Origin of the sequence: Aquamicrobium defluvii, assembly GCF_004363725.1 — a bacterium.
Taxonomy (GTDB): domain Bacteria; phylum Pseudomonadota; class Alphaproteobacteria; order Rhizobiales; family Rhizobiaceae; genus Mesorhizobium; species Mesorhizobium defluvii.
The window spans coordinates 1-24,484 of sequence record NZ_SNZF01000035.1; the positions used below are offsets into that span (position 1 = coordinate 1).

The window sequence follows — 24,484 nt, forward strand, 5'->3', positions numbered from 1 at the left end:
CTATGGGGAATCACGAGCTGATTACTGTGACCATGACCTTCGCTAAGATATTGATCTTCCATACTCCGCATTGAAGCTAACTTTGACAACTGACATCAGGCGCTGCAAATGGCCGCTGACATGCAAAATCGTGCTTCCCGTCAACCACAGGGCCGGCTTATCGGCTACGCCCGCGTGTCTACGGACGAGCAGACCACCGAAGCGCAGGAAATGGAGCTGCGTGCGGCCGGCTGCGAGACTATCGTCCAGGAACACGGATCCGGTGCTTCACGCGCGCGCCCAGTTCTGTCCAAGCTCCTTCGCGACATCAGCAACGGTGATACCCTCGCCGTCGTCCGGATCGACCGCTTGGCGCGCTCCGTCAGCCATCTTCTCGAGGTCATTGAGGGGCTGACTGAAAAAGGCGTGCATTTCCGGTCGCTGCGTGATCCCATTGACACCTCGACGCCGCAAGGCATATTTTCGCTGCAGGTGCTCGGTGCCGTGGCGCAGCTGGAGCGCTCTCTCATTTCCGAACGCACCAAGGCCGGGATAAAGGCTGCCAAAGCCAAAGGGCGGTTGCCAGGTAATCCGGGAATACGCGAGCGCCGGCCGGAAGCGCTGGCTAAAATGACGGCCGCGCAGAAGGCGGCCTACGGAACACGCATCCAGGCAACAGCAAACCAGTGGCTTCCAACCGTGAAGCGCATGCGGCCCGATCACACCTGGGACGATATCGCCCGTGTTCTGAAGCAACGCGACCTCGACTGGACACCGGAACGTCTTCGACGCGCGGTCAAATGGATGGTTGCCGAGGGCATGGCTGATGCAGCCCTGCTTCGTAGATCGCCACCTCGCCTGCCAGAAGATCGCCTGATGACCCTGGTTGCCGGCATCCATTCATCCAATCCTGGCCTGACATTGCGTGAAATCGCCAGCCAGCTCGAGCAACTGCATGAGCGCACACCGCGCGGCGGGACAAAATGGTCGCCTTCCTCGGTCAAAAACCTGCTCGATCGCGCCAAACGATCCGGACTTTTGCCAAGCAAGACCGTGTAATCTATGGCAAGACCAAGGTCAGAATGCTCTACGGTCACGAAGACGGCGACAGCTTAAACTTGGTCATTACCCCCGGCATCGACGCTAATGACCGCATCGTCATCCGCAAGGAGAAATCCCACAAGGACGCCGGCGAAAGATAAGCGTCCCCTCGGGCGGCTACGGCCGAACTAGCTTGCGAAAAGAACCTCCGCGTAGTCGGTCGCGCCATGAAGGATGTGGATCACAATGATCCGCTCTCCCTGGACGCGATAGAAAATCAGATAACTGCCATGAACCCTGCGGCGAATGCCGTGACGTTCATAGCGAGGCACCAACGCGAAGCCCTCCGGCGTGTCTGCCAGCTCCAGGCAGCTGGTCCGAAGATCCTGAATGAAGGTTAGAGCCCGCCGGGGATTGTCCCGTGCAATGTAGTCGGCGATCCTTTCCAGATCGCCTTCCGCCTCATCCGTGAGTTCCACGATCATGCGGAGCGTTCTGCCTCTTGAGCCATAGCCTTGTACTTGGCCTCAAGTCGATCGAAGACCTTCCCGGCCGGCGCGGTTCGGCCAGCTTCAGCATCGGCAACACCACGCATGATCGAAGCGTCCAGCGCAGCAAGACGTGTCTCTCTATCCTGAATCAGCCGGACGCCTTCGCGCAGAACTTCGCTCTTTGAGCCATAGCGGCCCGTATCGACAAGCTGCTTGACGTAGCTTTCCAGTTGTTTGCCCAGGTCGGCACTGATCATGACGTCACCTCGCTCCTGATTTCTTCTAAAAATGAGGCATTTAATAACTGTTATCAAGTCCTGATTGCGCGGATGATGAAGATTTGAGCGTCATCCTTCGGGTCGGGCTCTCGGGAACCGAGCTAGCTTGAGAAGCTTTGATGGCCTTTCAAAGCGTCGCGGCCTGTCGTCAATGGATGGCTTGATCGGCGCCACCGCAATCGCGCACAACCTCACTCTTGCAACGCGCAACATCTTGGATTTCGGCAGCTTAGAGATCGATCTCTGCAATCCGTGGACATCGACCCATCCTGTGGCTAGCTATTCTCCCATCCAATTCCACCCAATTGATCCAGCGTCTTCTGTCAGGTGATGAGCGTAACGGGTTCACAGCTTCCGCTTTCGCAGGCTGTTCAGAAGTGAATCCGATACCTCAAGTCGTGCCCCGGGTTCCGATGTCACGCTTTCCGGGGTTTGTTGCTGCTTCCCCTCGTCCAGCCGTGCGCGCAGTAGGGCCATCACCATCGGCCAGGTCGAGAATTTCCCGTCGCGCGCCTTGTCGGTCAGGCTGCGCAGATAGCCGCCGGCGCTGTTGATCTGGTCTGCTCGCTGATAGATCGCCGCCAGTGCAATTGCTGCCTGAACCTCGCCCATGGCCTCTCGAGCCGCGGCCCAAGCGCTCGGACTGACCCCCAGCATCGTTCGCACCAGTTCCGCTGCGGCCAGAAAGTCGCGCCAGTGGCGGATTTCGCCCGTCTGGGCCGCATCTCGCATATTTGGGCAGGCATCCAGCACAATGCTTAACGGCAGATCCCGTTTCGGCAGGCTGCGTACGTTGTCAGTTTCCGCAACGCTGCCGTTCGCTTCTTTCTTTTCTCGACAGCTATTTTCAGATTCAGAAATGGAGTCTGGGTTTGAATTCTGTATGTGGCGTTCAAAATGAGACTCATTGGCGTCCAGATTCTGGGTTTTTGCGAAAGATTCCAATACATCCCGGATTTCAGCGTGCAGATCGTGAAGCTCGGCGCAAATGTCTTCAATGAGTTGCCTCGAGGCCGTGCGGGGAAGTCTGGAGATGGTGGCCTGATAGGTCTGAAGCACCCTGCCCCAGTTCCCTGGCGCCCCCTCATCGATCCCGGCATCGATCATCTTGACGATATCACGCCGTAGCAGCGTCAAACGCTCCCGGGCGACGCGGAAGGCCTTCTTCTCGGCTTGTACTGCTTCTGCCAGATCATTGAACTCAGCAGCACGGGCGACGATCGGCGACAGATCGAAGCCATAAGCCTGCTCGATCTCCCCTGCCCTGCTGCGACGCGCGAAGCGCTTGCCGTTCGGGCTGTCGCGCCGGATGATCAATCCACACTCGACCAGAATGGCAAGATGCCGCCGAAGCGTTGCTGGCGAAATTCCGTTAGCGCGGGCGATCAGTTGCTCGTTCGACGGCCAGACGATAAGTTCGCCCTCGGCCGAGAGTTCTGTTTCTCTGTGGAACGACAGCAAGGCGTTGAGAATCGCCAGTGAGCGGTCCGTTGCGCCAAGCAGTTCACGGGCTTCACGGATGTTTTGAAACACCTGCCATTTATTGACGACTGCCTCTTTCGGCATCGCCTTTGCTCTTGCCTGATTTGCAATCTGGCCAAGCGTCATCGTTCGCCGCCCGAAGGGCGTCGTTGAGATATGCGTCTGCATTGTCCTTCACCTATCGCTAGGCAAAAGAAACCTGCTCGCCGAAACGACTACTCAGGCCGAGTTGGGCTTGACACTGATTCGCGGAAATGAGATTCTCTAAGTCGCCAAACTACAGAGAAGGTCTTCCGGACGCTGTTTCGGGGGGCCTTTTTCTTTTGCGGATTAGCCTCCTTTAGTTTTGATATCGGTACGTTCGCGAAACGCATCATAGAGTTGATCGAGGTTCCTCGACAGAAACTCGCCAAATTCTCGTGCGTCCGAGTTTTTTGACTTCACCGCCATAGTGAAGCGCTTACTGTCCGCGACCATCTCCGCAGTTAATGAATTGTCTTTCGGTGCCCAACTACGTTTCGTTGGCTTCGGCCTAGCGCCTTTTCGCGATGCCGCTGCCTTCAAACGCTGCACTAAAAGGTCAAACCGCTCCTCACTTGGAACCGTAGTGAAACTATCTTCAGCAACCATCGTGGTGGCGACTTCAAGGTTAGCCGGATTATCGAGCAACAGTTTGAGGTCGTACCAGCGATCTCTGCCAATCGTCTTTGCTTCGCCGATAGCGTCCAAAATTGCTTCGGGTAAGCTCGCGACCGAAAGCATTTTGGAGAGCGTAGTGCGATCGATCGAGAGAGCACTCAGGATGGTGGAGTTATCTTCTTCGTATCGGAGTCGAGCAACATCCGCTGCAAATCGCGCTTTCTCGATAAACGGCACATTCGCGCGAGCGGAGTTTTCGTGCCCTAGCGCCAGAATATGCTCCCTATCCTGCATATCCTTAACTATGGCCCGCACCTTTCGGCCGAGCACTTTCGCAACCTTTAGTCGCCTGTGACCGAACACAGCCATGTATCGGCCGGCGGCATGTGAGTGAGGTCGGACGAGTATAGGTGAGTTCTGGCCACCTTCGCGAATTGCATCGAGGAGTTCCTTGAACTCCTGTTCATCATCGCTACGCCGATCACGCACGAACGACGGATCGATCAGGTCCGGATCAATCTCAACGATGGTTTCGCCCTCGACAAGCTTATCAGCCCGTGCCGCTATCTCATCAAGTGAACTCAGAATAGACCGCGACGCGCCTCTAGCTGCGTATTGCACGGCAGACGGCGACGCTGGCTTATCATTGTCGTCAAGAACGCTCGCGAATGGATTTTTACGAGCCATCACTTAACCTCGTCTGCCCACTTACTTGCTTGATAATGAAGGGTTTTTCCTTACTTTTTACGGCAGTCAACATTAGAGCCGCCCCCATGCCTGATGAATAAGTGCTTGAATCTCAAAATTGACTGCATCAAGAGATTCGATCGCTCGATCGTACGTCTCCCTATTAAATTTCGCGCGTTCGACTTCGTACAGTGTCTGCTTCGTCAAGCCAGCATCTGAAATCGCGGTTGACTTCAGCATGGGATTTTTAAGAATTTCCTCAGCAAGCATAGATTGCATGAAACCAAGCATCTGAGCCTGCGGAATGTCAGTCGGTTCGTAGCGCGTAATCAAATAGCGCAGCCAGTCCATTTTGACTGGCGCACCTTTTTCGCGGATCGTTTTGACGAAGTTGCCTAGCATCAGCAGGAACTGGCTCATCGACATGAGGTCGAGCATTTGTGGATGGACGGTTATCAATACCGATGTCGACGCGGTAAGTGCAGTCAATGTCAGAAAGCCGAGTTGGGGAGGGCAATCGATCACGACGACATCATATCGATCATCGACCTCCTCCAGGGCACGTCCTAGCCGTGTATAAAACCGCTTTCCCTCATTCGAAGTCTGCATCGAGAGAGGCGTGTCGTACTCATACTCCTGCAACTCAAGGTTCGCCGGTATGATGTCCAACAGTGGAAAGTTGGTTGACATAATGACGTCAGCGACCGGTCGTCGTTTTTCATCGTACCTGATTGCATCGTAAAGTGACGGATTACGATCTAGCTCAGGCTGAAAGCCATGCAGTGCAGAGAGTGATGCTTGGGGATCGAGATCAACTGCGAGCACACGATGTCCGGTCAGAGCAAGATGTTGACCAAGATGCGCCGTGGTCGTCGTCTTCCCTGAGCCTCCCTTGAAGTTGACGACAGCAATAACCTGTAATTTCTCGCCTTCCTTGCGAAAAGGGGCGTACTTCTTCGCGTCCGAACGGCCGTTTTTGTCCAGATAATCGCGCAATTCGATCATCTGCTCGGCTGAATAGAAACGACGGCCACCCGAGGCGATATGGGGTTCAGGTCCTTTCCCCTCGAGGTGTAAACGTTTTAGGTTATTGGGACTGACGCCGAGATAGTGGGCTACTTCTGCCATCGGAAAGCGACGTAGGGTCTTCTTTGCGTTGGGCGGAAATTTCTCCAGTCGAAGTTGGTCGAGCTTCCGCGAGATCTCCGCGCCTTGCGCCAAGATCTTCTCGTCGAACTCAAATGACGGAAGCGAACTCATCCCATCTCATCCTTAACGATAATAGCGCCAAATTCATCATTTGGTCGAATTTAGCGCCAGTATCTCCGATTCTGTCCGGTTGGCAAGAAGAATAAGGTTAACAAGACCTTAACGGAAGCGTTGGTTCGTCAACTCCTTGATCACACACTAAGGCGAATCTCTCCACGATTCCCGCTAGTTAGCCAGACTTCCTGTTCTGGCACCCAGCTAAAGCGGCCCGGTAGAAATGCCAGGGGGAAAGTAGCTCTTGAAGGCTCCACTCGGTCTTCCTGCCACCAATGGGTCTTCAAGGATAGAAGCGACTCACTAAGCTCCATACCCGGCATTTATGCCGGGCTGACGCATCTGCCTATGTGATGTTGATGTTGCCCTATCAGAAGGGGGCAGCGATTCCACATGTGGCAGCATCAAATTCCTGATCCTATGTCCAGGCGTATGCCGACGGCTTTGCGTTATGAGAGCAGGCGTCTGGCATGACCGCCTCGCGCTCCCACCTCCGTCTGGTCCGTAAGCTGCAGGATGCGCTTGGCGAGACCATCTGTTCCGCGCTTGAAGATACATCCGTGGTCGAGATCATGCTGAACCCGGACGGAAAGCTGTTCGTCGAGCGATTGGGGCAGGGGATCGACAGCATGGGCACCCTGCAGCCAGGTGCCGCCGAAATCATCATCGGCAGCGTCGCGCATGCACTGCAGACGGAAGCCGATGAAGACCAGCCGATTATCTCCGGTGAGTTGCCGATAGGTGGCCACCGTTTTGAAGGGCTGCTGCCGCCCGTGGTGGCAGGTCCAAGCTTCACCATCCGCAAACGAGCTTCGCGCTTGATCCCGCTGGAGGACTACATCCGAAGCGCCATCATGACGTGCGAACAGGCCACCCTCGTTCGCAAGGCGATCAAGGCGCGCCTCAACATCGTCATTTCCGGCGGCACTGGTTCGGGGAAGACGACGCTCGCCAATGCCGTCATCGCCGAGATGGTACGGACAGCGCCGGAACACAGGCTGGTGATCCTGGAAGATACGGCCGAGATCCAGTGCGCAGCCGAGAATGCAGTGCAGCTCCACACCACCGATACGGTAGATATGGCCCGGCTGCTGAAGAGCACCATGCGGTTACGGCCCGATCGTATCATTGTCGGCGAGGTCCGCGATGGTGCGGCACTCACCATGCTCAAGGCATGGAATACCGGTCATCCGGGCGGCATCACCACCATCCACGCCAACAATGCGTTTTCGGCCTTGCGACGGCTTGAGCAACTCACCGCTGAAGCCAGCCAGCAGCCAATGCACGACGTGATCGGCGAGGCCGTCGATCTTGTCGTTTCGATCGAGCGCACACCAACCGGACGAAGGGTGCGCGAAGTCATCCATGTCGAGGCCTGGCGCGACGGCAACTACCAGATCGAAACCTATCCGGAAGAGGGGCACCTTGATGCAGCATAACAGGACCGTCGCCTTTCTGACGGTAAGCTTCACCGTTCTCATCCTCTCCATGGGACCCTCTCTTGCTGCTGGCGGCGGCGGTCTCCCTTGGGAGGGGCCACTGCAACAGATCCAGCAATCGATCACCGGGCCGGTGGCCGGCTTCATTGCCCTTGCGGCAGTTGCCGTCGCCGGCGGGATGCTGATCTTCGGCGGCGAGCTGAACGATTTTGCCAGACGGCTAATGTATGTCGTGCTGGTTGCCGGCATTCTGCTTGGCGCAACCCAAATCGTCGGGCTCTTCGGTGCCTCCGGCGCATCTATCGGCACAGTCGAAACTGTCCAGTCGACCCTTGTAAGAAAGGGCGGGGCAGGGGAGGGCGGTGATGGCTGAGCCAGTCGCTCCGCTCGCACGATCCCGCATTCATCGGGCGCTGTCGCGCCCGAACCATTTGATGGGCGCCGATCGCGAACTGGTTTTGCTGACCGGACTTGCGACGGTCATTTTGATCTTTGTCGTGCTGACCTGGTTCTCTGCGCTGCTCGGCATCGCAATCTGGATTGGTGTCGTTGGCGCATTGCGGATGATGGCCAAGGCCGATCCGATGATGCGACAGGTCTATCTGCGCCACGTTCGCTATCAGCAAGCCTACCGCCCGACATCCTCGCCATGGCGCAGGTACTGATCCGTCCATGGTCGCACTTCGTCAGTTCCGAAACACACAGCCGTCGTTTTCTGATCTCGTCCCTTATGCCGGGCTGGTCGACAATGGCGTGATCCTGCTCAAGGACGGGAGCCTGATGGCCGGCTGGTATTTCGCCGGTCCGGATTCGGAAAGTTCGACCAACTCCGAACGCAATGAGGTATCGCGCCAGATCAACGCGGTCCTGTCGCGGCTTGGTTCCGGCTGGATGATCCAGGTTGAGGCCGTGCGCGTGCCGGCCGTTTCCTACCCGTCACGCGAAGAGAGCTATTTCCCTGACGCAGTGACGGCAGCTATCGATAATGAGCGGCGTGCACATTTCGAGGCCGAGCGGGGCCATTATGAGAGCCAGCATGCGCTGATCCTCACCTATCGCCCGCCCGAGCGGCGCAGGTCAGCCATGACACGCTATGTCTATTCCGATGCCGAAAGCCGTTCCGAGACCTATGCAGACACTGTTCTCGACAATTTCCGGACATCGATCCGCGAGGTCGAGCAATATCTGGCGAACGTTCTTTCGATCCGCCGCATGGTCACGCGGACCGTTATTGATCCCGGGACCGGACGCGAAGCGCGCTACGATGAACTCTTCCAGTTCATCCGCTTCTGCATCGTAGGGGAGAACCATCCGGTCCGCCTGCCGGAAATCCCGATGTATCTCGACTGGCTGGCGACCGCCGAGTTCCATCATGGGCTGTCGCCGATGGTCGACGGTCATTATCTGGCTGTCGTCGCCATAGACGGTTTCCCGGCCGAAAGCTGGCCCGGCATCCTGAACCATCTTGACCTGATGCCGCTGACCTATCGCTGGTCGAGCCGCTTTGTCTTCCTCGATGAGCAGGACGCACGGCAAAAGCTGGAGCGCACCCGCAAGAAATGGCAGCAGAAGGTGCGGCCCTTCTTCGACCAATTGTTCCAGACCCAGAGCCGGTCCGTCGATCAGGACGCCATACTGATGGTGGCCGAAGCAGAGGACGCGATCGCTGAAGCCGCATCGCAACTGGTTGCCTATGGCTACTATACGCCCGTCATCGTCATGTTCGATCATGATGATAACCGCCTGCGCGAACAGGCCGAGGCGGTCCGTCGGCTGATCCAGGCGGAAGGCTTTGGCGCGCGCATCGAAACGTTGAACGCCACCGAAGCCTATCTCGGCTCACTGCCGGGCAACTGGTACGCCAATATCCGCGAACCTCTGATTAACACGCGCAACCTCGCTGACCTGATCCCAATCAATTCGGTATGGTCGGGCAGCGCGACGTCACCCTGTCCCTTCTATCCGCCCAATTCACCACCGCTGATGCAGGTGGCGAGCGGCTCCACTCCGTTCCGGTTGAACCTTCATGTTGATGATGTCGGCCACACGCTGGTGTTCGGCCCGACTGGATCCGGCAAATCGACCCTGTTAGCCCTGATCGCTGCACAATTCCGCCGCTACCGCGATGCGCAGATTTTCGCTTTTGATAAGGGCAGGTCACTTCTGCCGCTGACATTAGCCGCCGCCGGCGATCATTATGAAATCGGGGCAGGGGAGGGCGATGCCATGCTCGCCTTTTGTCCGCTGGCTGAACTTGACAGTGATGGTGACCGCGCCTGGGCCACCGAATGGATCGAAACACTGGTCGCCATGCAAGGCGTGACGATCACGCCCGACCATCGCAATGCGATCTCACGCCAGATCAGGCTGATGGCTTCTGCACCCGGTCGCTCGCTGTCGGATTTTGTCAGTGGCGTGCAGCTGCGCGAGATCAAGGATGCTTTGCACCATTACACCGTCGACGGACCGATGGGCCAGTTGCTCGACGCAGAACAGGACGGTCTGACGCTCGGCACCTTCCAGTGTTTTGAGGTCGAGGAACTGATGAATATGGGCGAGCGCAATCTCGTGCCGGTCCTGCTTTATCTCTTCCGTCGTATCGAAAAGCGCCTCACCGGTGCTCCAAGCCTGATTGTGCTCGATGAAGCCTGGCTGATGCTGGGCCATCCGACATTCAGGGATAAAATCCGCGAATGGCTTAAAGTGTTGCGCAAGGCCAATTGCGCGGTGTTGCTCGCCACGCAATCAATTTCGGACGCCGAGCGCTCTGGCATCATCGATGTGCTGAAGGAAAGCTGTCCGACCAAAATCTGCCTGCCGAATGGCGCGGCACGTGAACCGGGCACACGCGAATTTTACGAGCGCATTGGCTTCAATGAGCGTCAGATCGAGATCGTCGCATTGGCCACACCCAAACGGGAATATTACGTCGCCTCGCCCGAAGGAAGACGTCTGTTCGACATGGCGCTTGGACCGGTCGCGCTGTCCTTCGTTGGCGCCGCCGGCAAGGACGATCTCAAGCGCATCGAGCAGCTTGTCCATGACCATGGGCTGAGCTGGCCAAAGGTCTGGCTTACGGAAAGGGGGATCGGCAATGTCGAAACCATTCTCGCGAACTATTAAAGTTTCCGTTGCAGCGCTTGGCGTCGTTGGCATCATCCAGTCGGAGCCCGCATATGCAGGGGCTGTCACGGGGCAAGCGACGGAATGGACGCAGCTCCTCAACAATTCTGAACTGGTGGGGCTGGTCGGTCAGTCGGCTGAGCAAATCCAGAACCAGGTGCAGCAGATCACGCAACTGGCCGAGCAGATCCAGAACCAGATCCGGATCTACGAGAACATGCTGCAAAACACGTTGCAGCTTCCCAGCCATATCTGGGGACAGGTGGAAAGCGATCTCACCCGCCTTCAGGGCCTCGTCAATCAGGGGCAGGGGATCGCATTCTCGATGGGCAATATTGACGATGTGCTCAAGCAGCGATTCCAGAGCTTTGCCGAGTTCAAAACCGGCCTTGCCAATGGCGAAAGTTTTTCCTCGAGCTATCAGGACTGGTCCGACACCAATCGCGACACCATTGCATCGACACTACGCGCCGCCGGCTTCACCGCCGAACAATTTGGCAGCGAGGAAGCGACCATGTCGCAGTTGCGCTCCATGTCGCAAAGCGCGGTCGGCCAGATGCAGGCTCTTCAGGTCGGACATCAGATCGCCGCCCAGCAGGTAGCCCAGTCCCAGAAGCTGCGCGGGCTTATCTCTCAGCAAATGACGATTATGGCTACCTGGTATCAATCCGAACAGGCGGCAAAGGACCTTGCCCAGACACGGCGTGAGGAATTTTTCAGATCAACAGCACCGTCAAGTTCCGGTGGTCAGATGATGGAGCCGCGCTGGTGAATAGATTTTTCCTCATTGTTGCAGCTGTCTTCCTCGTGATCGGCATTGCCGTCGTGGTGTGGATTCTGCCAGACAACGCCCGCAGTTCAGCCTCAACGGCGCCAGCGGCCGCACCAGCGCAACAATTCGACACGACCGGCGGTCAGGAAATGCGGCCGCGCTGGAACACTCCAGAGGAGCAGGGCAATGACCCCGCCGAGAATTAGGGCGGTCCTCATTACCCTGCTTGGCCTGTCGATCCTGATCGAACCGGCTATCGCGCAGGATGGCTCGCTCCTGACCAATCTGGAAAACGAGGTGGCAAGTGCCGCCCAGGGCTGGGAGACAACCGTCCTGCAGGCGGCCCGCTCGCTGTTCTGGATCCTTGCCGGCATCGAGATCGGCATAGCCGCCGTCTGGCTGGCGCTGGCGGCCGCGTCGCTCGATACATGGTTTGCCGAACTCGTGCGTCGCATCATGTTCATCGGCCTCTTCGTCTTCATTCTTGAACAGGGGCCTGCCTTTGCAAAAGCCATGGTCGACAGTCTGTTCCAGATCGGCGCCGGCGGTGGCTCGGCCTCGCCGGCCAATGTCTTCAATGCCGGCCTTCAGGTCGCAAGCGCCATGTCGAGCAAGGCCCAGTTCGGCCTCTTCGAAGACAATGCACTCGCCATTGCCGCGGTGTTTGCCATGATCGTCGTCGTTATCTGTTTCAGCCTGGTCGCTGCGATCTTCATCTCCGTGATGGTGGAAATGTATGTCGGACTGCTCGCCGGCATGATCATGCTCGGACTCGGAGGCTCGAGCTTCACCAAGGATTTTGCCGTCCGCTACCTCGTCTATGCCTTCAGTGTCGGCATGAAGCTGATGGCGCTTGTCATGATCGCCCGAATTGGATCGCAGGTGCTGGTCAATCTGGCGAGCGGCCCGGCAGGTGCGGACGAATATCTGTCGACGCTCGCCATTGCCGGAATATCCGTCGTCGTCTTCATCATCTCGATCTATGTGCCCAACATCATTCAAGGCGTCGTGCAGGGCGTATCCGTGACCGGCGGTATGGAAACCATCCGTCATGGCGGGCATGCCGCAAGCTCTGCAGTCGGTGGCGCAGCCCTTGCCGCCGGAGGCGCAAGGGCAGGGGCGGCAGCCTATTCAGATGCGCGCGCCGCGAGTTCCTCATTCGGCGCGGCAGCGCTCAAGGGCATGGCATCGGGAGCCGGTGCTGCCGGTGGCGCACTGGCAGGTGCTGCCCGTGACAAGGCAATCGGCGTTCCGGGAACATGGGGCGCTTCTACGCTCGGACTTGCCAATTCCAAACTCGACCAGGCCCAGGGCCGATCGACGCGCAAACCCTCCAGCGACGATAGAGCGTGAGTGACAAGACATGGCCGGACGCAATCCACCCGAGAACCCCTATCTTGCTGCGCGTCAGGAATGGAACGAGCGCTATGGCTCCTATGTGATGGCAGCACGCGCCTGGCGCATTGTCGGCATCACGGGGATGCTGATGGCCGTGATCGGCTTTTCCTACGCGCTTTATCAAAGCACGCAGGTCAAGCTCGTCCCCTATATCGTCGAGGTCGATCGCCTCGGAACTGCGGCCAGCGCCGGGTTCCCGCAGCAGATCGAATATGCCGATGCAAGGGTCGTACGTGCCACGCTCGGCAGTTTCGTGAGCAACTTCCGCTCGGTGACACCCGATGCCGTCGTCCAGAAACAATATATCGACCGCACCTATGCGCTGCTGCGCACATCAGACCCCGCCACCGAGAAGATCAATGCCTGGTTCCGGGGCAATTCGCCCTTCGATCGCGCACTGACCATGACCGTCGCCATTGAGGTGACGAACATCGTCCCGCTGTCGAACCAGACCTATCAAGTCGACTGGACCGAATTCCAGCGTGACCGGCAGGGCAAGGAACTTGGTACGCGTCGTTACCGCGGCATCGCCACCGTGACACTGACCCCACCGCAGGACGAAGCGGTCATCCGCTTCAACCCGATCGGGCTTTATTTGAGAGATTTCGAGTGGACGGCGCAACTGTGAGCGCACCGCAGGAGAGTATCATGAACGTTTCGAGGACAAGAGGCGTCGTTTTCTGCGCGGCTCTCCTCCTGTCGGCAATGCCGACATCTGCACAGGCACAAGCGCTGAACGCCAACGAGGCGCGGGCAACGGGCCTTTCCGGGCAGTGGCAATCGGGGCAGGGGGTTGTAACCCGTGGCAATGACGGCAAGGTCATCTTCCTCTATGGTGAGGTCCAGCCTTCGGTCGTCTGCTCACCACTGCAGGTCTGCGATATCGAGTTGCAAGCAGGCGAAATCGTCCGCGACGTGCTGCTTGGCGACACTGTGCGCTGGAAGGTCGAGCCGGCAACCTCCGGCGCGCCCGGCGGTCAGGCCGTGCATCTGATCGTCAAGCCCTCGGAGGCCGGACTTGTCACCTCGATGGTGGTAACCACCTCGCGGCGCACCTATCACATCCAGCTCAAATCGCATCAAAGCCAGTATATGGCACGTGTCGGCTTTGAATATCCGGAAGACGTCAACGCCCGCTTTGCCGAAATCAGCGCGCGCATGGAAGCCAGCATCGTTCCAGGCGCCGGTGTACCCGCTGACCAGCTGAACTTTGGATTCCGGACGAGCGGCACAGCGCGCTGGCGGCCGACACGGATCTATAGCGATGGGAGCAAGACCTATATCCAGTTTCCATCCTCGCTTTCCGGCCAGGATGCTCCGGTGTTATTCGTCGTGTCCGGTGGTGAAAACCGCATCGTCAACTACCGGATGAATGGCTCGATGATGGTGGTCGACTATCATATCGATCACGCCATTCTCGTTTCCGGTGTCGGCCGCCAGCAGCAAAAGATAACCATCCGGCGGGGAGGGTAGGGGATGCACAGATTTTCCGTTCCCGGCCGCCTCATCGCTGCGATCATCTTAGCCGGATTTCTCTCAGCCTGTCAGACGCTGGGGCAACCCGGGCTGATCCAAAGCACAGTAACGGCAGAATTGTCGCCGGAAGCCGCCAACAGCATTGCCGGCGACATGGTCGGCAGGCTTGCCGAACAGGCCGGCCCCGGCAGCACGACGATCCGGTTCACGCCAGATGGCTCCCCATTCGGTCAAGCTCTTGAGGTAACCCTGAAAAGTTGGGGCTATGCTGTCATCACTGACCAGAAGACCGACGAAGCCAATATCCTTGCCCTTGCCTATACCGTCGACGAGTTCGAAGGAGCAGTTCTGGTCAGGCTGTCGACGCTGCGCTTCGATCTAACCCGCATGTACAAGCCTGGCGCCGAAGGAGCCACCCCGGTCAGCCCGCTCTCAATCCTGCGACATGGTTCGGCAGGTGCAGCATGACACAATCGCTAAAGCTTGGCGGCACTGACACTGCGGCCACCCCGAAAATCCGTCGTCTCAACCGACTGCCAATTATCGGCGCCATTGCTCTGGTGGTAATTTTCCTCGCCGTCATCTTCTACGGGCTGACATCACGCGGGTTGCGGTTTCGCGACGATGGCGGTGCTGGTGTGGCCGGATCGCAATCTGCCTCAACCTATGCCGACCAGCTCACCCGCGGCGTACCCGACGGCATCATCGGTGAGCCGGCGCAACCGCAATTCCAGCCGCGGCCGCCTGCAGCGGCAGAGACCGCTACCAATCCCTTCCCGGCAGCAGAGGCCGCACCTCAAACCGCCTCGCAGCCTGCCACGTCACAGCTCGAGCCAGAAGAAGTCTGGCGCGCGCGGCTTGAGCGAGAACAGCGCGAGCAATATCTGCGTGAGCAGCACCGGCAGCACATGGCGCGGCTACAGGCCAACGATGCCGCCTATGATTCACCGATTGCGGTCAGCGTCAATGATCTCAACCGGGAACCGGCTGTGGAAACGGCGAGAGGTGCCACCTCGGCCGGCTCGTCTGGACGCCCCCCAAGCGCACTCGACCTTTATGCCGCCGCCATGCAAGGTGGTCTCGCCGGCCCCAACGGCGACCCGAACGGGCAGGCTGGAAAAGAACGCTTCTTCAATCAGGACATCGCGGAGCTTGGCTATCTGCCGAACCCGGTCGTGCCACAGATGTCGCCCTATGAGCTCAAGCGTGGCTCGGTCATTCCCGCAACGCTCATAACCGGCATCAATTCCGATCTTCCCGGTCGCATCAGTGCTCAGGTCAACCAGAATGTCTATGACAGCGCCACTGGTCGCCATCTCCTCATCCCGCAGGGCGCAAAACTGTTCGGCCGCTACGATTCCAATGTCTCGTTCGGACAAAATCGCGTGCTGGTCATCTGGACCGATATCATCTTCCCGAACGGCTCCACGCTGCAGCTTGGCGGTATGGCTGGAACGGATGCGGCAGGCTTTGGCGGCCTCAAAGATCGCGTCGACAATCACTATCTCCGTACCTTTGGCTCGGCTGTCCTCGTCGCCCTGATCGGCGCCGGCACGGAAATGATGATCCCGCAGGATCGCAATGCGTTCGGAACCGCCAACAGCGCTGAGGATGCCGCCAGGCGCTCATTTGCCGAAAGCTTCAGTCAGATGTCGCAGCAGACTCTGTCGCGCAATCTCAACGTCCAGCCGACATTGAAAATCCGGCCGGGCTACCGATTCAATGTACTGGTCGACCAGGACATCGTGTTTCCCGGCGCGGTTCGCTAGGAACTGAACCTGCGATTTGCGTAACCGGCGATGGCAAGGCGGCTATGCGACCGCCTTCGCCACCATGTCGGGATGCTGGCCGATCACGCGCACATAGGCGATGGCGAAATCCGGCGCGGTCGCCCGTGCCTGCTCCCAGTCACGCAGCGTGCCGACCGGGACCCGGAAGCGGCTGGCGAACTCGGACTGGGATAAGCCAAGCCCTGTCCTCGTCTTGCGGATCAGTCGCGCGCGCTGGCTACGGTCCATTGCTTCGGCTGTTACGTCGAAATCTTCGGTGTCGGCTGGGTCAGCCGGCAGCACGATATGATTTTTCTTCACCTTTGTTGCTCCTTCTCACCGAAATGAAGCGAGGTAGATCACTTCGCCAGACAAAAACCCCGGTGAACAATTTCTCCCCGACCATCCCAACCACCTTGAACCGCTCTTCACCGTCAATTTCACGGATGGACGGAATAACCAGATGGTTGTCGTCCTCAAAAATCTGGTCTCCAAATGCCAGCGGCAGCCTGTGTTTCGCACGGTTAGCCGTGTCTTTCGAAGGATCGAACCTGTCTTCCATCACAAGACTCCACTATACGGGATTACCGTATATCTCGCAATCTCTGTTCATCTGCGGGATATCACCTGCTCCGGGGCTTGGCGGTCCTGGAACCCTCGTCAGCAAATTCCAGCCATGGCTGCGATGCACACAGCCAGCCAAGAAGTTCATGCAATTTCGCATCACATCCTTCCGAGACAGGCCAAGTTCCGGCCCCGCATTTCCACATCGTTGTAATAAGGCTACAATTTCCTAAACCTCGTCGTGAAGGAGCTCTTTCGGTCGAGCGAAAGAGCTCGGAGAGATTCTGGTACATTTCCAGGCCCAAGCCCATGTTGGTTGCCGCAATTCGAATATTCGCGATTCCGGCAACTGGCCGCCGACAGCGGCTGCTTTTGCGTAACGTATACTGGCATTTTGCCAAGGCATGCCCTATGGTTTCCCCCGAAGCGGTACGCGCCGCTTTGGGGCGTGGAAACCCCTGTCTACCGGTTGGCGCCGGCCGATACGGCGCCACGATCCTTTGGCCATTGGCCGGGGTCCTGCGACGTATGTCCAGGTATCTCGGTACTAAAGGTCACAGGGCTGCGGTAGACGCAGTTTCCACCCCCCGGCTTGGGTTCACAGGGTTATCGATTGCGGGGGCGTACCGCAATTCACCTGCCCTGAAGGTCGAATGACGATGCGAGACCCTTCGCTGAAAGGCCAGATTACCGATCTGTCCGAGAAGCTCGACCCATTGATCGCCCCGCTCGATCACGATCAGCTTTTGACTCTTGTGACCGAGGCGATCAGGGAATATCGCCGCCTGCTGCAATGCGCAGAGGATGCCCATCAGCAATGGGAACAGGCAAAACCTGCGCTCGCCAGCGAACACTGCCGACTGAAAGAGCTTGAGCGTATCTACCTCAACGCCCTGAAAAGCTACCAGGCCCAGATGAACCTCGTCGCATCCCTGACAGAGCGCCTCGGCTATATCCCGACCCTCGATCAGGAAGGCCCTACCGACGAGGAATGAGCCCGCGGTCAAGAGCAATCCGCACCATATGAGGTCCATTGGTGGCGTTCAGCTTGGCCTGGGCATTATCGATGTGAAAGCGGACCGTTTTTTCCGAAATTCCATGCATCTGGGCAATTTCGGCCTTTGTCTTGCCCAGCGAAGTCCACATGACACAGTCGAGTTCTCTCGGGGTCAGCGGGTTGGAAAGCATCTGGCGTGCGGCGAAATCCGCACTGGATACGTGCATATGAGTGTAGGCGACAGCCGCCACGGCAGATTTAAGCGCGGTGATATTATAGGGCGCGTCCATGTCGCATTCGGACATGAACGTCAGCATCGCCGTTCTCCCGAACCCGGCGCGCATCGGGATCGTCATGCCGGACACGACGCCGAAATCGCCGATCTCGTCGCGATATTTTCGTGCAACAGGCTCAGTCAAATCCATTCGCGCCAATGACCACCAGAACGGCGCAGCCGTCTTGCGGGCATGTCTCACCACCGGATCGATGATCGATAGTTGCGCGTCGAGATAATAGTCCTCCCACACCTGCGGCAGATCGGTGAGAGTACGAGTACCATCGCTGCTCACGCCGACGTAGGCAAAACGTTGCAGTCCCACAGCGACCGTGAATTTATGCAACGCAGCACGTACCGCACGTTCGTCGCGGTTGAGTTCCAGCGCTTCGAGCAAGCCAGAGATCTGGTCCGACAACGGGTTTATTCGCCTTGCAGGTTGCATTTCGTCCTCCTCACGACGTAGCTTTGCCGCGATTATCGAACTCCTATGGGCTTACCTCCTGTTCCAGACTTCGCGGCGCCTCTAAGCGGTGAAATTCTTTAGTCATTTTGGTTTTGAAACCTCAGGAACTCAATCTGCATCCACGACAAATCGACTGTTCCAGGTCACATCGGCGTTACCGGCCTGCTCGCCCGCAGTAGCTAAAGGCTGGAAATTGCAGCACAACATCCTGTCATTCATGGTTTTCCTGCCCTTTGAGCGTTGAGAGATCAACGCGTATTCCGGCGGCATATGGATCGAAGTTCTGCTCTGACATCGGTGTTGTGCGATCCAACTCTGAATCCGCCATCGCTTTTGGCGAATCCTCTATCGAGACATTCTCCTCACCAGAAACCGGTCCGGGATCTGCTTCGCCGAATACATAGGCGTCCTGGAACATTCCCGTACGCCACGCAGCGATGGCTTCGCGAAATACGTCCGAGCCATCTTCGCCCCGGGCGTGGGCCACAATTCGATACACCTTTCCGAACAGCGCCGAACCCATGCGGATATTTTGGCAAGCATCAACGAGGTCGGCCGAGATTTCCGTCGTATCCGAAACGTCATAACCCGCCGGGTATTGGGTGATGCCGACCCGTACGGTCGCCTGGCCGACGAAGCGCCGGATCAGCCTCACCGCATCATCCGCGTTTCGCGGCGGCTCAGGCAAGATAATCCTGTCGCCAGCCGTGATCGTCACGGAAAGGGGATTGTCGGATCCGGCCTCGGTGATGAAGCGTTCGATGATCGCAATCTCGATCTGGGGATCGGTACATTGATGGATCAGTGCGGCGTCGATCATGGCGACCCCTTCTCTCAGGTGTTGAATGAGACGATGAGCGGAAGCGAAAACAATCGCGCCCAGGCGGTCGCACTTGCCCACTGGATGGCGACTATATTCGTATTCTCTGTCCACCAGCCATTGCCCGTCGCGATAATGACGTCGGGGTTATGCGAGGCGGATTGCAAGATCGGCCAGATGATGAGTTGCTCGTAGCAGATCAGCGGCGCAATCCTGACGCCATCGATTTCGACAGCCGGATTGGCAAAGAAATGCGCTCGCGCTCCTGCCGGCTCCCCGACAAAGGCAAGCCAGGGCTGCCACATCGACACCGGCACCGGCATCCGCTCGCGGTAAAGGATGCGGGATTCTTTGCCGGAAATTTCCACCATGACATTGTCGTAGCCCACGGCATCGACGATGATCGCGCCGGCGATGACTGTCAGGCCGCCACCATCGAGTGCCCTGCTCCAGAGGCGAGCTGTCGTCGGCGTCCAGATGCCTGCAGCACTCTCCGGCAACACGACAAACCGCGCACCATTATCGGCCGCTTCCATGACAAGACCGATGGTTTCGACCTGCTGCGCATAATCGGCATATTGTCCATTCTCACCGCGAAACCGGGTATCAATACCGGCCCAACTTTCAGGAGCGTCGGGAGGCATCCAGTTTGCAGCGGACCACAGGCATAACCCGGCCATGGTGAGTGTGGCGATCGGCCAGAACCTCATGGTCATCGCCAGAAGACCGATCATGGCGGCCACAAGACCTGGCCATCCCCATCCGGAGAACACCATACCGGCGCCCGTGATCGGATGCGCCCATCCGACGATACCGAAAGGCGGTACGCTCATCAGTACCGCCACGACCCCATAGCGCAGCGCTCGTCTCCATCCCGGCCGCTCGGTCCAGAGCATGGTGTGAACAAGCACAAAGCCGGCCGATGCTGAAACCCAGAGCGCAAGCCCCGCGCCGATGCCTGCGCCATAAAAATTGGCCACGCCCTGCGGCAATCCCCGCGACGCAGCGAGGAAATATCCCGCCGACACCAAGACAGCGCCGATCCGGGATGGCGCAAAGGCCCAAAACGCGGGGAACAGCATGGCGACGGGAAGAAGAAGTGGTTCACCGCTCCAGGCGACGACGCCGACAGCGGCGGCCATGACCGGGAGGCCGACGAACTTTGCAGCTTCACGGGCCGAAGGTGAAAATGGGATGAGCGCGGCCAAGGAGCCCGGACAAGGGGATCGGCCCGAAATATCTCGAGTCATAGGAACCTGCGAAGCTGGAGTGAAGAAAAGCATGGAACGGCGGTACGACGCCGCCGGCAAACGCTGAGAGCTTCCTGCCCTCGGCATCGACGGGACGGAGCACTGATTCCGGCAGGACGCGCTCGTCGATGGTGACCAACTCGGCGATGTCGATGGTCTGGCCAGGCAGCGCGACCACGGTCTTGAGAAGCGGACTCATCCATCCAGGGCAAAGACCGGCACGCAGATAGCCGCGGTCGCGCGCCATCTCGAAATCCGGTGTAGGCGGAGGGCAGACAAACACCAGATCGCCGATAGACACCTGCCGTTCGAGCGGTACGATGCGCCAGAGGCCGGGCGGATAGCTGGGTGTTAAATTTATTCGCAATCCGAGCAATTGACCTGCTGCGAACAGCAAAGCCAGCACCATTGCACCCAAGCCTATGATGGCGATAGCCCGCCGCCGCTGGCTCACTTGAGCACCTGCGATTGGCGTTGGGATTGCCGAAGGGCTTCGGTTTCTTTCAGCGCCTGGTTTGTGCGCTCATGGGCCGCCAGCTGCTGGCCAGCGCGCAGAAGGGACCATGCCGATGCGAGCTTGTCCCGTTCAGCCGGCGACATACCGAATGCCTGTTTATCGAACGCCGGGCCACTTGCCTCCCGCGCCGCGTTCGAGAGCAATGTCCGCTCGCCAAACCTCTCCGACACGGCCTTGTTGAACGTGTCGATTTCGGCTTTTGCCATTTTGTCAGCCAGGGCAAAGCCGAGCGCCGCCGGCAGGTCATTACGATCGATGGCGTCACGAACGCGCTCGAGGACCTGACGCGCGTGGTCGGAGAGCGCGGGAATATCGACCGAGACTTTCACCCGGCGAGCGCGTTCCTCGGCCTGATGCTTGCGCTCGGCGTCTGCCCGTTGCCGCAGGTAGCTTTCGAGGTTCCGGGCCAACGCCGGCGCATTGATTGCGGCCGTTTCCCGCTCCTGCCTGTCCTGCCGACTGGCGAGAAAGCCGGTCTTGCCCTTGAGCTGGCCGAAGCTCTCGGGGTCACTGGCGATGATCGCGATCGTGGATCGGGCTGTTGCCGGATCCTTCAGCATGGCATCGACATCGATGGCGCTAAATGCGGCTTCGGGCTGGGCGTAAACCAGGTGGAAGCGCGTCGAAACTTCTCCCCATTGGGACTTGAGCACCGGATCGGCGGCGAGCTTGTCCTCGGCCGCGTGCTCAACGGATTTCGGGAACACGGTGATGCCGGCAACCATGGGCAGGCCCTCCTTGATATTGGCGGATTGGGTTTGCTGCTGAGAACCGGAGACGAGGCCCAGCCGACCGGCGATCCTCATCAGGCGAGTGCCCAGATCGGCAATCTTCTGCTTCTGCCGAACCGTCCATTCGAGCCGGTCGCGCACCAGGGTGCGCGCGACATTCATCAGATCGAGGCCGCGATTTTCCGCGAAGTGGAGCGCGGCGCGATAGGCCGATGCCCCTTCATAATCGAGCGTTGTCTCCTTCGATCCGTCGCGCGACAGGCGTTCGGCCAGACGCGACAGAGCGAGCTCGCGAATGTCGACCACCTTCCAGGCATGGCGCTCAACCGTCTGGCCATTAGGCAAGGTCACAGGCTGCGAACCTTTGTGCTCGAGGCCGATCCTGTCACCGATTTCTGAACCGGCCTCCTTCATCGCGCGCTTGAGATCGACGCCCCAGATCGTGTTCTGCTGACCTTCGGACGTCTCAAGCGTCACGAAATAGCTGTCACGGTTATCCGGCTTGTTCTCGTAGGGAGCCTCACCGTGATCGACGAGAATGCCGCCCCTGTTGGTGAACTCGTTGAGGCCGACATAAAGCTGGGCCTCGTCACGGTGGCGGGTGAGCGCGACATAGGTCAGATGCCGGTCGAGCGTACGGGAGGCCAGCACCTTGACGCTGTCGACGGTGGCGCCCTGAGATTTGTGGATCGTGGTGGCGTAGCCATGATCGACATTGGCATAGAACCGCTGTTCGACCACGACCTCACGGCGATCGTCACCCTCACCGATCGCCGTCACAATGCGGCCGGCCGAGGCATTGACGACCCTGGCCAGCATGCCGTTCTTGACGCCGAGCGACGCTTCGTTCTTGAGGAACACAATCTGGTCACCAGCGGCAAAGTTGCGGCTTCCATCCTCGGTCCTGAAGGCAAAGCCTTCACCGATGATCTCGCGCTCTACGAGTTTCTCGCGGGCGCGTTCGTTGAGCATGCGCACATCGACACGGCGATGTGCAAGGATGAGAGCTGTCCTCGTCGGATCGTAATCGCGGTTCCAGTCGCTGATCAGCGATGCGATGGCCTCTTCCCGGCCCCATTCCGTCGCGACCATGCCGGCATCATCATAGGCAGCAAGTGCCGCACCGATCCGGCCACCGGCAAGATCGGTCGATGCCTGGCGCATCCAGATCTCGCGCTGGCGGTAGATGAGCCCGAGTTCGGCATAGCCGATGCGCTCAGTAATTGCCCGAAAGGCCGCACCCGCCTCGATCGGCTGAAGCTGATCGGGATCGCCGACGAGGACGAGCTTGGCGCCGGCCTTTGTGACAGCTTCGACGAAGAGCGCCATCTGCCGTGACGACACCATACCGGCTTCATCGAGAACGAAGATGGTTTTCTCATCAAGCTGGTCCCGGTCTTGTCGCCAGCGCAACTCCCATGATGACAGCGTCCGGGACGCAATGCCCGCTTCCTTTTCCAGTCCTTCAGCGGCCTTGCCCGCCAACGCGCCGCCGACCACACGATAGCCGGCAGATTCCCATGCCTCGCGTGCAGCTTTCATCATGGTGGTCTTGCCGGCACCGGCACGCCCGACGATGGCCGCAATCCTGCTGGCCCCGGCAACATGCTCGATCGCCGCACGCTGCTCGGCCGACAGGTGCTCATGGCGCGCGAAGGTGTTTTCCAGAACAGCATTATGCACGCCGTGCGAGGAGCGGCGGGAAAGCCAGATCGCCCGCGACGCCATGCCAGCCTCGATCCGGATCAGTTCCCGCGTTGTCAGCTTTGCAGGCTCGCGTCTGCCGGTCGCCAGCGAGACCTGTTCGCGCTCCAGCCGCAGGATGTCCGCGCTCTGCAAGATCCGCGACAGCAGGTTCTGGAAGAGGCCAGCATCATCAACATAGCGATGCAGCACTTTCGCGATATCTCGCTCATTGAAGACGCTTTTCTCGCGGCTGATAAGATCCAGCACCAGTTCCGGATTGAGCTGGATGCGCCTGGCGTTCTCGGCGCGTCGCGCTTCGAAGAGTTCGATCCGCTCCAGTTCTATCGCGGCGCCCTCGGCTTGCGCCTTGCGATCCATCGCCTTGGCGCCAACACCGAGATGAATGGTCGGTACAAGATCGATACCCTGCTTTTCATAGGACCGGCCATCAACGCGCAGGTCGATCCCATTAAGCGCCAGATGATGATTGAGCCGCTCGAACCAGGCGTCGCGAACAGCGTTGAAATCCTCGACGCCACCGGCCCATAGCGCATACTGAATCTTGCCGGATTTTGTCCTGATCGGCTGGCCGTCTGGGCCCATGACCGTGATCTTCTTGGCGCCGAACCCGTCTTCGGTAAGCGGGCGCAACGTCATCATCAGATGGACATGGGGATTGCCCGGATTGTCGTGATAGACCCAGTCGGCCACCATGCCTCGCGCCAGCACCTGGCTGTCCACGAAATCGCGCATCAGGGCGATGTTCTGCTCGGCTGTCAGCTCGAGCGGCAGTGCGATGGTGAAGTCTCTCGCAAGCTGGGCGTCGACGCGTTTTTCGAAAGCCTCGACCTTGTTCCAGAACGCCTCGGCCGCCCCGGCGACCGAGCGATCGGCGATCATGGATCGCAGCCAGTCCGGCGCGTCGGCCGGGATCACGAACTCCTCGTGCAGCAATCCGAGCTTTCGGGAATAATCGACCGTTCGGGCCTCGCGCTCGAAATCCATCCGCGCACAATGACGATAGGCCGCCGACAGCACCGCGCTGCTGCCGTTCCCGCGGCTGACGATGCTGGCTGAGAAATGCGCGATAGCCACGGCAGCGCCACCCCTTCTTCCGGTTGATCCAACGCACCGAAGGCAGCTCAAGGGCCGGCCAGAGGACGGACAAGCAAACGCGTCGCGTCAGCGACGTATAATTGCGCCCTTGGAGGCAATCCTTCGGATCGCCGGGATCATCTCAAGAAGTGTCGGCTTCGCCGACCCGGCATTTATGCCGGGTCGCGCAATGCGCGATCCCGGCCGACTCTTGCCCTTGCCAAACGGCAATCGGGCAAAAAAGGAG

Annotated in this window: 25 protein-coding genes and 1 pseudogene; 14 read left to right on the top strand and 12 right to left on the bottom strand. The window is 58.8% G+C overall.

All coding sequences use genetic code 11. The features are described 5' to 3' along the window. Nucleotides 1-108 precede the first annotated feature (108 nt). The gene (locus tag DES43_RS19180; protein ID WP_133675999.1) at nt 109-1,038 is read left to right on the top strand and encodes a recombinase family protein; all 930 of its coding nucleotides are present in this window, start codon (nt 109-111) and stop codon (nt 1,036-1,038) included. Between the two features lie 170 nt (nt 1,039-1,208). Here DES43_RS19180 and DES43_RS19185 read toward each other — a convergent pair whose 3' ends face one another. Both DES43_RS19185 and DES43_RS19190 read right to left on the bottom strand, forming a co-directional pair. Further along, the gene (locus DES43_RS19185; protein ID WP_133676001.1) at nt 1,209-1,505 is read right to left on the bottom strand and encodes a type II toxin-antitoxin system RelE/ParE family toxin; all 297 of its coding nucleotides are present in this window, start codon (nt 1,503-1,505) and stop codon (nt 1,209-1,211) included. After that, nucleotides 1,502-1,768 (bottom strand): type II toxin-antitoxin system ParD family antitoxin, encoded by a 267-nt coding sequence (locus DES43_RS19190; RefSeq protein ID WP_091523833.1) that lies wholly within the window; start codon nt 1,766-1,768, stop codon nt 1,502-1,504. Before DES43_RS19190 ends, DES43_RS19185 begins: the two co-directional genes overlap by 4 nt. A 142-nt stretch (nt 1,769-1,910) precedes the next feature. On the opposite strand from DES43_RS19190, the pseudogene DES43_RS23060 reads away from it, so the two are divergent. Further along, nucleotides 1,911-2,048, top strand: a pseudogene (locus DES43_RS23060) (VapC toxin family PIN domain ribonuclease); the annotation flags it as partial. Between the two features lie 86 nt (nt 2,049-2,134). Here DES43_RS23060 and repC read toward each other — a convergent pair. The 3 genes from repC to repA all read right to left on the bottom strand — a co-directional run bounded on the left by repC (nt 2,135) and on the right by repA (nt 5,857). Beyond that, nucleotides 2,135-3,439 (bottom strand): plasmid replication protein RepC, encoded by a 1,305-nt coding sequence (repC, locus tag DES43_RS19200; RefSeq protein ID WP_133676003.1) that lies wholly within the window; start codon nt 3,437-3,439, stop codon nt 2,135-2,137. 162 nt (nt 3,440-3,601) lie between these two features. Next, the gene (repB, locus tag DES43_RS19205) at nt 3,602-4,597 is read right to left on the bottom strand and encodes a plasmid partitioning protein RepB (protein WP_091523828.1); all 996 of its coding nucleotides are present in this window, start codon (nt 4,595-4,597) and stop codon (nt 3,602-3,604) included. Between the two features lie 72 nt (nt 4,598-4,669). Further along, nucleotides 4,670-5,857 carry a plasmid partitioning protein RepA gene (repA, locus tag DES43_RS19210; RefSeq protein WP_091523825.1) on the bottom strand — a complete coding sequence of 396 codons (1,188 nt, stop codon included), beginning with the start codon at nt 5,855-5,857 and terminating at the stop codon, nt 4,670-4,672. Between the two features lie 473 nt (nt 5,858-6,330). Between repA and trbB the strand changes: the two genes are divergently transcribed. Genes trbB through trbI form a run of 11 tightly spaced genes read left to right on the top strand, consistent with a single transcriptional unit; the run spans nt 6,331 to nt 15,837 of the window. Beyond that, nucleotides 6,331-7,299, top strand: a complete 969-nt coding sequence (gene trbB / locus DES43_RS19215; RefSeq protein WP_091523823.1) for a P-type conjugative transfer ATPase TrbB — start codon at nt 6,331-6,333, stop codon at nt 7,297-7,299. Next, on the top strand, nt 7,289-7,672 hold the full coding sequence (locus DES43_RS19220) for a TrbC/VirB2 family protein (protein ID WP_091523821.1): 384 nt from the start codon (nt 7,289-7,291) through the stop codon (nt 7,670-7,672). The genes trbB and DES43_RS19220 overlap by 11 nt, the downstream gene beginning before the upstream one ends. Further along, on the top strand, nt 7,665-7,964 hold the full coding sequence (locus tag DES43_RS19225; protein ID WP_091523818.1) for a conjugal transfer protein TrbD: 300 nt from the start codon (nt 7,665-7,667) through the stop codon (nt 7,962-7,964). Before DES43_RS19220 ends, DES43_RS19225 begins: the two co-directional genes overlap by 8 nt. A 7-nt stretch (nt 7,965-7,971) precedes the next feature. Continuing rightward, a complete protein-coding gene (locus tag DES43_RS19230; protein WP_133676005.1) occupies nt 7,972-10,422 on the top strand; it encodes a conjugal transfer protein TrbE in 2,451 nt (816 codons plus the stop codon). Next, nucleotides 10,394-11,194: a P-type conjugative transfer protein TrbJ gene (gene trbJ / locus DES43_RS19235; protein ID WP_133676007.1), complete on the top strand. Its 801-nt coding sequence runs from the start codon at nt 10,394-10,396 to the stop codon at nt 11,192-11,194. Before DES43_RS19230 ends, trbJ begins: the two co-directional genes overlap by 29 nt. Next, nucleotides 11,191-11,400, top strand: coding sequence for a TrbJ/VirB5 family protein (locus DES43_RS19240; RefSeq protein ID WP_166647787.1), 210 nt, complete (start codon nt 11,191-11,193; stop codon nt 11,398-11,400). The genes trbJ and DES43_RS19240 overlap by 4 nt, the downstream gene beginning before the upstream one ends. Continuing rightward, on the top strand, nt 11,381-12,547 hold the full coding sequence (trbL, locus tag DES43_RS19245) for a P-type conjugative transfer protein TrbL (protein WP_133676011.1): 1,167 nt from the start codon (nt 11,381-11,383) through the stop codon (nt 12,545-12,547). The genes DES43_RS19240 and trbL overlap by 20 nt, the downstream gene beginning before the upstream one ends. Nucleotides 12,548-12,557: 10 nt before the next feature. Continuing rightward, entirely contained in the window at nt 12,558-13,220 is a 663-nt protein-coding gene (locus DES43_RS19250) for a conjugal transfer protein TrbF (protein WP_133676013.1), read from the top strand. Between the two features lie 20 nt (nt 13,221-13,240). After that, nucleotides 13,241-14,065: a P-type conjugative transfer protein TrbG gene (gene trbG, locus DES43_RS19255; RefSeq protein WP_133676015.1), complete on the top strand. Its 825-nt coding sequence runs from the start codon at nt 13,241-13,243 to the stop codon at nt 14,063-14,065. Nucleotides 14,066-14,068: 3 nt separating this feature from the next. Beyond that, on the top strand, nt 14,069-14,536 hold the full coding sequence (trbH, locus tag DES43_RS19260; RefSeq protein WP_133676016.1) for a conjugal transfer protein TrbH: 468 nt from the start codon (nt 14,069-14,071) through the stop codon (nt 14,534-14,536). Further along, nucleotides 14,533-15,837: an IncP-type conjugal transfer protein TrbI gene (gene trbI, locus DES43_RS19265; RefSeq protein WP_133676018.1), complete on the top strand. Its 1,305-nt coding sequence runs from the start codon at nt 14,533-14,535 to the stop codon at nt 15,835-15,837. Before trbH ends, trbI begins: the two co-directional genes overlap by 4 nt. Nucleotides 15,838-15,879: 42 nt before the next feature. On the opposite strand, the gene DES43_RS19270 is transcribed toward trbI, so the two are convergent. Beyond that, nucleotides 15,880-16,158, bottom strand: coding sequence for a helix-turn-helix domain-containing protein (locus DES43_RS19270; RefSeq protein WP_133676020.1), 279 nt, complete (start codon nt 16,156-16,158; stop codon nt 15,880-15,882). Beyond that, on the bottom strand, nt 16,127-16,399 hold the full coding sequence (locus tag DES43_RS19275; protein WP_133676022.1) for a BrnT family toxin: 273 nt from the start codon (nt 16,397-16,399) through the stop codon (nt 16,127-16,129). Before DES43_RS19275 ends, DES43_RS19270 begins: the two co-directional genes overlap by 32 nt. Before the next feature lie 655 nt (nt 16,400-17,054). On the opposite strand from DES43_RS19275, the gene DES43_RS19280 reads away from it, so the two are divergent. Continuing rightward, nucleotides 17,055-17,396 (top strand): transcriptional repressor TraM, encoded by a 342-nt coding sequence (locus tag DES43_RS19280; RefSeq protein WP_133676024.1) that lies wholly within the window; start codon nt 17,055-17,057, stop codon nt 17,394-17,396. Here the strand turns inward: DES43_RS19280 and DES43_RS19285 are convergent. The 5 genes from DES43_RS19285 to traA all read right to left on the bottom strand — a co-directional run bounded on the left by DES43_RS19285 (nt 17,380) and on the right by traA (nt 24,237). Further along, a complete protein-coding gene (locus tag DES43_RS19285) occupies nt 17,380-18,090 on the bottom strand; it encodes a helix-turn-helix transcriptional regulator (protein WP_166647788.1) in 711 nt (236 codons plus the stop codon). The two genes, DES43_RS19280 and DES43_RS19285, sit on opposite strands and share 17 nt — an antisense overlap. 259 nt (nt 18,091-18,349) lie before the next feature. Then, nucleotides 18,350-18,958: a lysozyme family protein gene (locus tag DES43_RS19290; protein ID WP_133676028.1), complete on the bottom strand. Its 609-nt coding sequence runs from the start codon at nt 18,956-18,958 to the stop codon at nt 18,350-18,352. Between the two features lie 14 nt (nt 18,959-18,972). Then, nucleotides 18,973-20,166 (bottom strand): conjugal transfer protein TraB, encoded by a 1,194-nt coding sequence (locus DES43_RS19295; RefSeq protein WP_342636621.1) that lies wholly within the window; start codon nt 20,164-20,166, stop codon nt 18,973-18,975. Beyond that, nucleotides 20,129-20,617: a conjugative transfer signal peptidase TraF gene (traF, locus tag DES43_RS19300; RefSeq protein ID WP_245514606.1), complete on the bottom strand. Its 489-nt coding sequence runs from the start codon at nt 20,615-20,617 to the stop codon at nt 20,129-20,131. The genes DES43_RS19295 and traF overlap by 38 nt, the downstream gene beginning before the upstream one ends. Before the next feature lie 41 nt (nt 20,618-20,658). Then, entirely contained in the window at nt 20,659-24,237 is a 3,579-nt protein-coding gene (gene traA / locus DES43_RS19305; RefSeq protein ID WP_133676034.1) for a Ti-type conjugative transfer relaxase TraA, read from the bottom strand. Between the last annotated feature and the right edge of the window lie 247 nt (nt 24,238-24,484).

Excerpts from the sequence above, each read along its gene's own strand:
- DES43_RS19185 (WP_133676001.1), bottom strand. The coding sequence starts at position 1,505 with ATGATCGTGGAACTCACGGATGAGGCGGAAGGCGATCTGGAAAGGATC.
- trbL (WP_133676011.1), top strand. The coding sequence starts at position 11,381 with ATGACCCCGCCGAGAATTAGGGCGGTCCTCATTACCCTGCTTGGCCTG.
- DES43_RS19220 (WP_091523821.1), top strand. The coding sequence starts at position 7,289 with ATGCAGCATAACAGGACCGTCGCCTTTCTGACGGTAAGCTTCACCGTT.
- DES43_RS19275 (WP_133676022.1), bottom strand. The coding sequence starts at position 16,399 with ATGGAAGACAGGTTCGATCCTTCGAAAGACACGGCTAACCGTGCGAAA.
- DES43_RS19290 (WP_133676028.1), bottom strand. The coding sequence starts at position 18,958 with ATGATCGACGCCGCACTGATCCATCAATGTACCGATCCCCAGATCGAG.
- DES43_RS19280 (WP_133676024.1), top strand. The coding sequence starts at position 17,055 with ATGACGATGCGAGACCCTTCGCTGAAAGGCCAGATTACCGATCTGTCC.
- DES43_RS19230 (WP_133676005.1), top strand. The coding sequence starts at position 7,972 with ATGGTCGCACTTCGTCAGTTCCGAAACACACAGCCGTCGTTTTCTGAT.
- trbG (WP_133676015.1), top strand. The coding sequence starts at position 13,241 with ATGAACGTTTCGAGGACAAGAGGCGTCGTTTTCTGCGCGGCTCTCCTC.
- trbI (WP_133676018.1), top strand. The coding sequence starts at position 14,533 with ATGACACAATCGCTAAAGCTTGGCGGCACTGACACTGCGGCCACCCCG.
- trbB (WP_091523823.1), top strand. The coding sequence starts at position 6,331 with ATGACCGCCTCGCGCTCCCACCTCCGTCTGGTCCGTAAGCTGCAGGAT.
- DES43_RS19180 (WP_133675999.1), top strand. The coding sequence starts at position 109 with ATGGCCGCTGACATGCAAAATCGTGCTTCCCGTCAACCACAGGGCCGG.
- repC (WP_133676003.1), bottom strand. The coding sequence starts at position 3,439 with ATGCAGACGCATATCTCAACGACGCCCTTCGGGCGGCGAACGATGACG.
- DES43_RS19225 (WP_091523818.1), top strand. The coding sequence starts at position 7,665 with ATGGCTGAGCCAGTCGCTCCGCTCGCACGATCCCGCATTCATCGGGCG.
- DES43_RS19250 (WP_133676013.1), top strand. The coding sequence starts at position 12,558 with ATGGCCGGACGCAATCCACCCGAGAACCCCTATCTTGCTGCGCGTCAG.
- trbH (WP_133676016.1), top strand. The coding sequence starts at position 14,069 with ATGCACAGATTTTCCGTTCCCGGCCGCCTCATCGCTGCGATCATCTTA.
- repB (WP_091523828.1), bottom strand. The coding sequence starts at position 4,597 with ATGGCTCGTAAAAATCCATTCGCGAGCGTTCTTGACGACAATGATAAG.
- traF (WP_245514606.1), bottom strand. The coding sequence starts at position 20,617 with ATGGTGCTGGCTTTGCTGTTCGCAGCAGGTCAATTGCTCGGATTGCGA.
- trbJ (WP_133676007.1), top strand. The coding sequence starts at position 10,394 with ATGTCGAAACCATTCTCGCGAACTATTAAAGTTTCCGTTGCAGCGCTT.
- repA (WP_091523825.1), bottom strand. The coding sequence starts at position 5,857 with ATGAGTTCGCTTCCGTCATTTGAGTTCGACGAGAAGATCTTGGCGCAA.
- DES43_RS19190 (WP_091523833.1), bottom strand. The coding sequence starts at position 1,768 with ATGATCAGTGCCGACCTGGGCAAACAACTGGAAAGCTACGTCAAGCAG.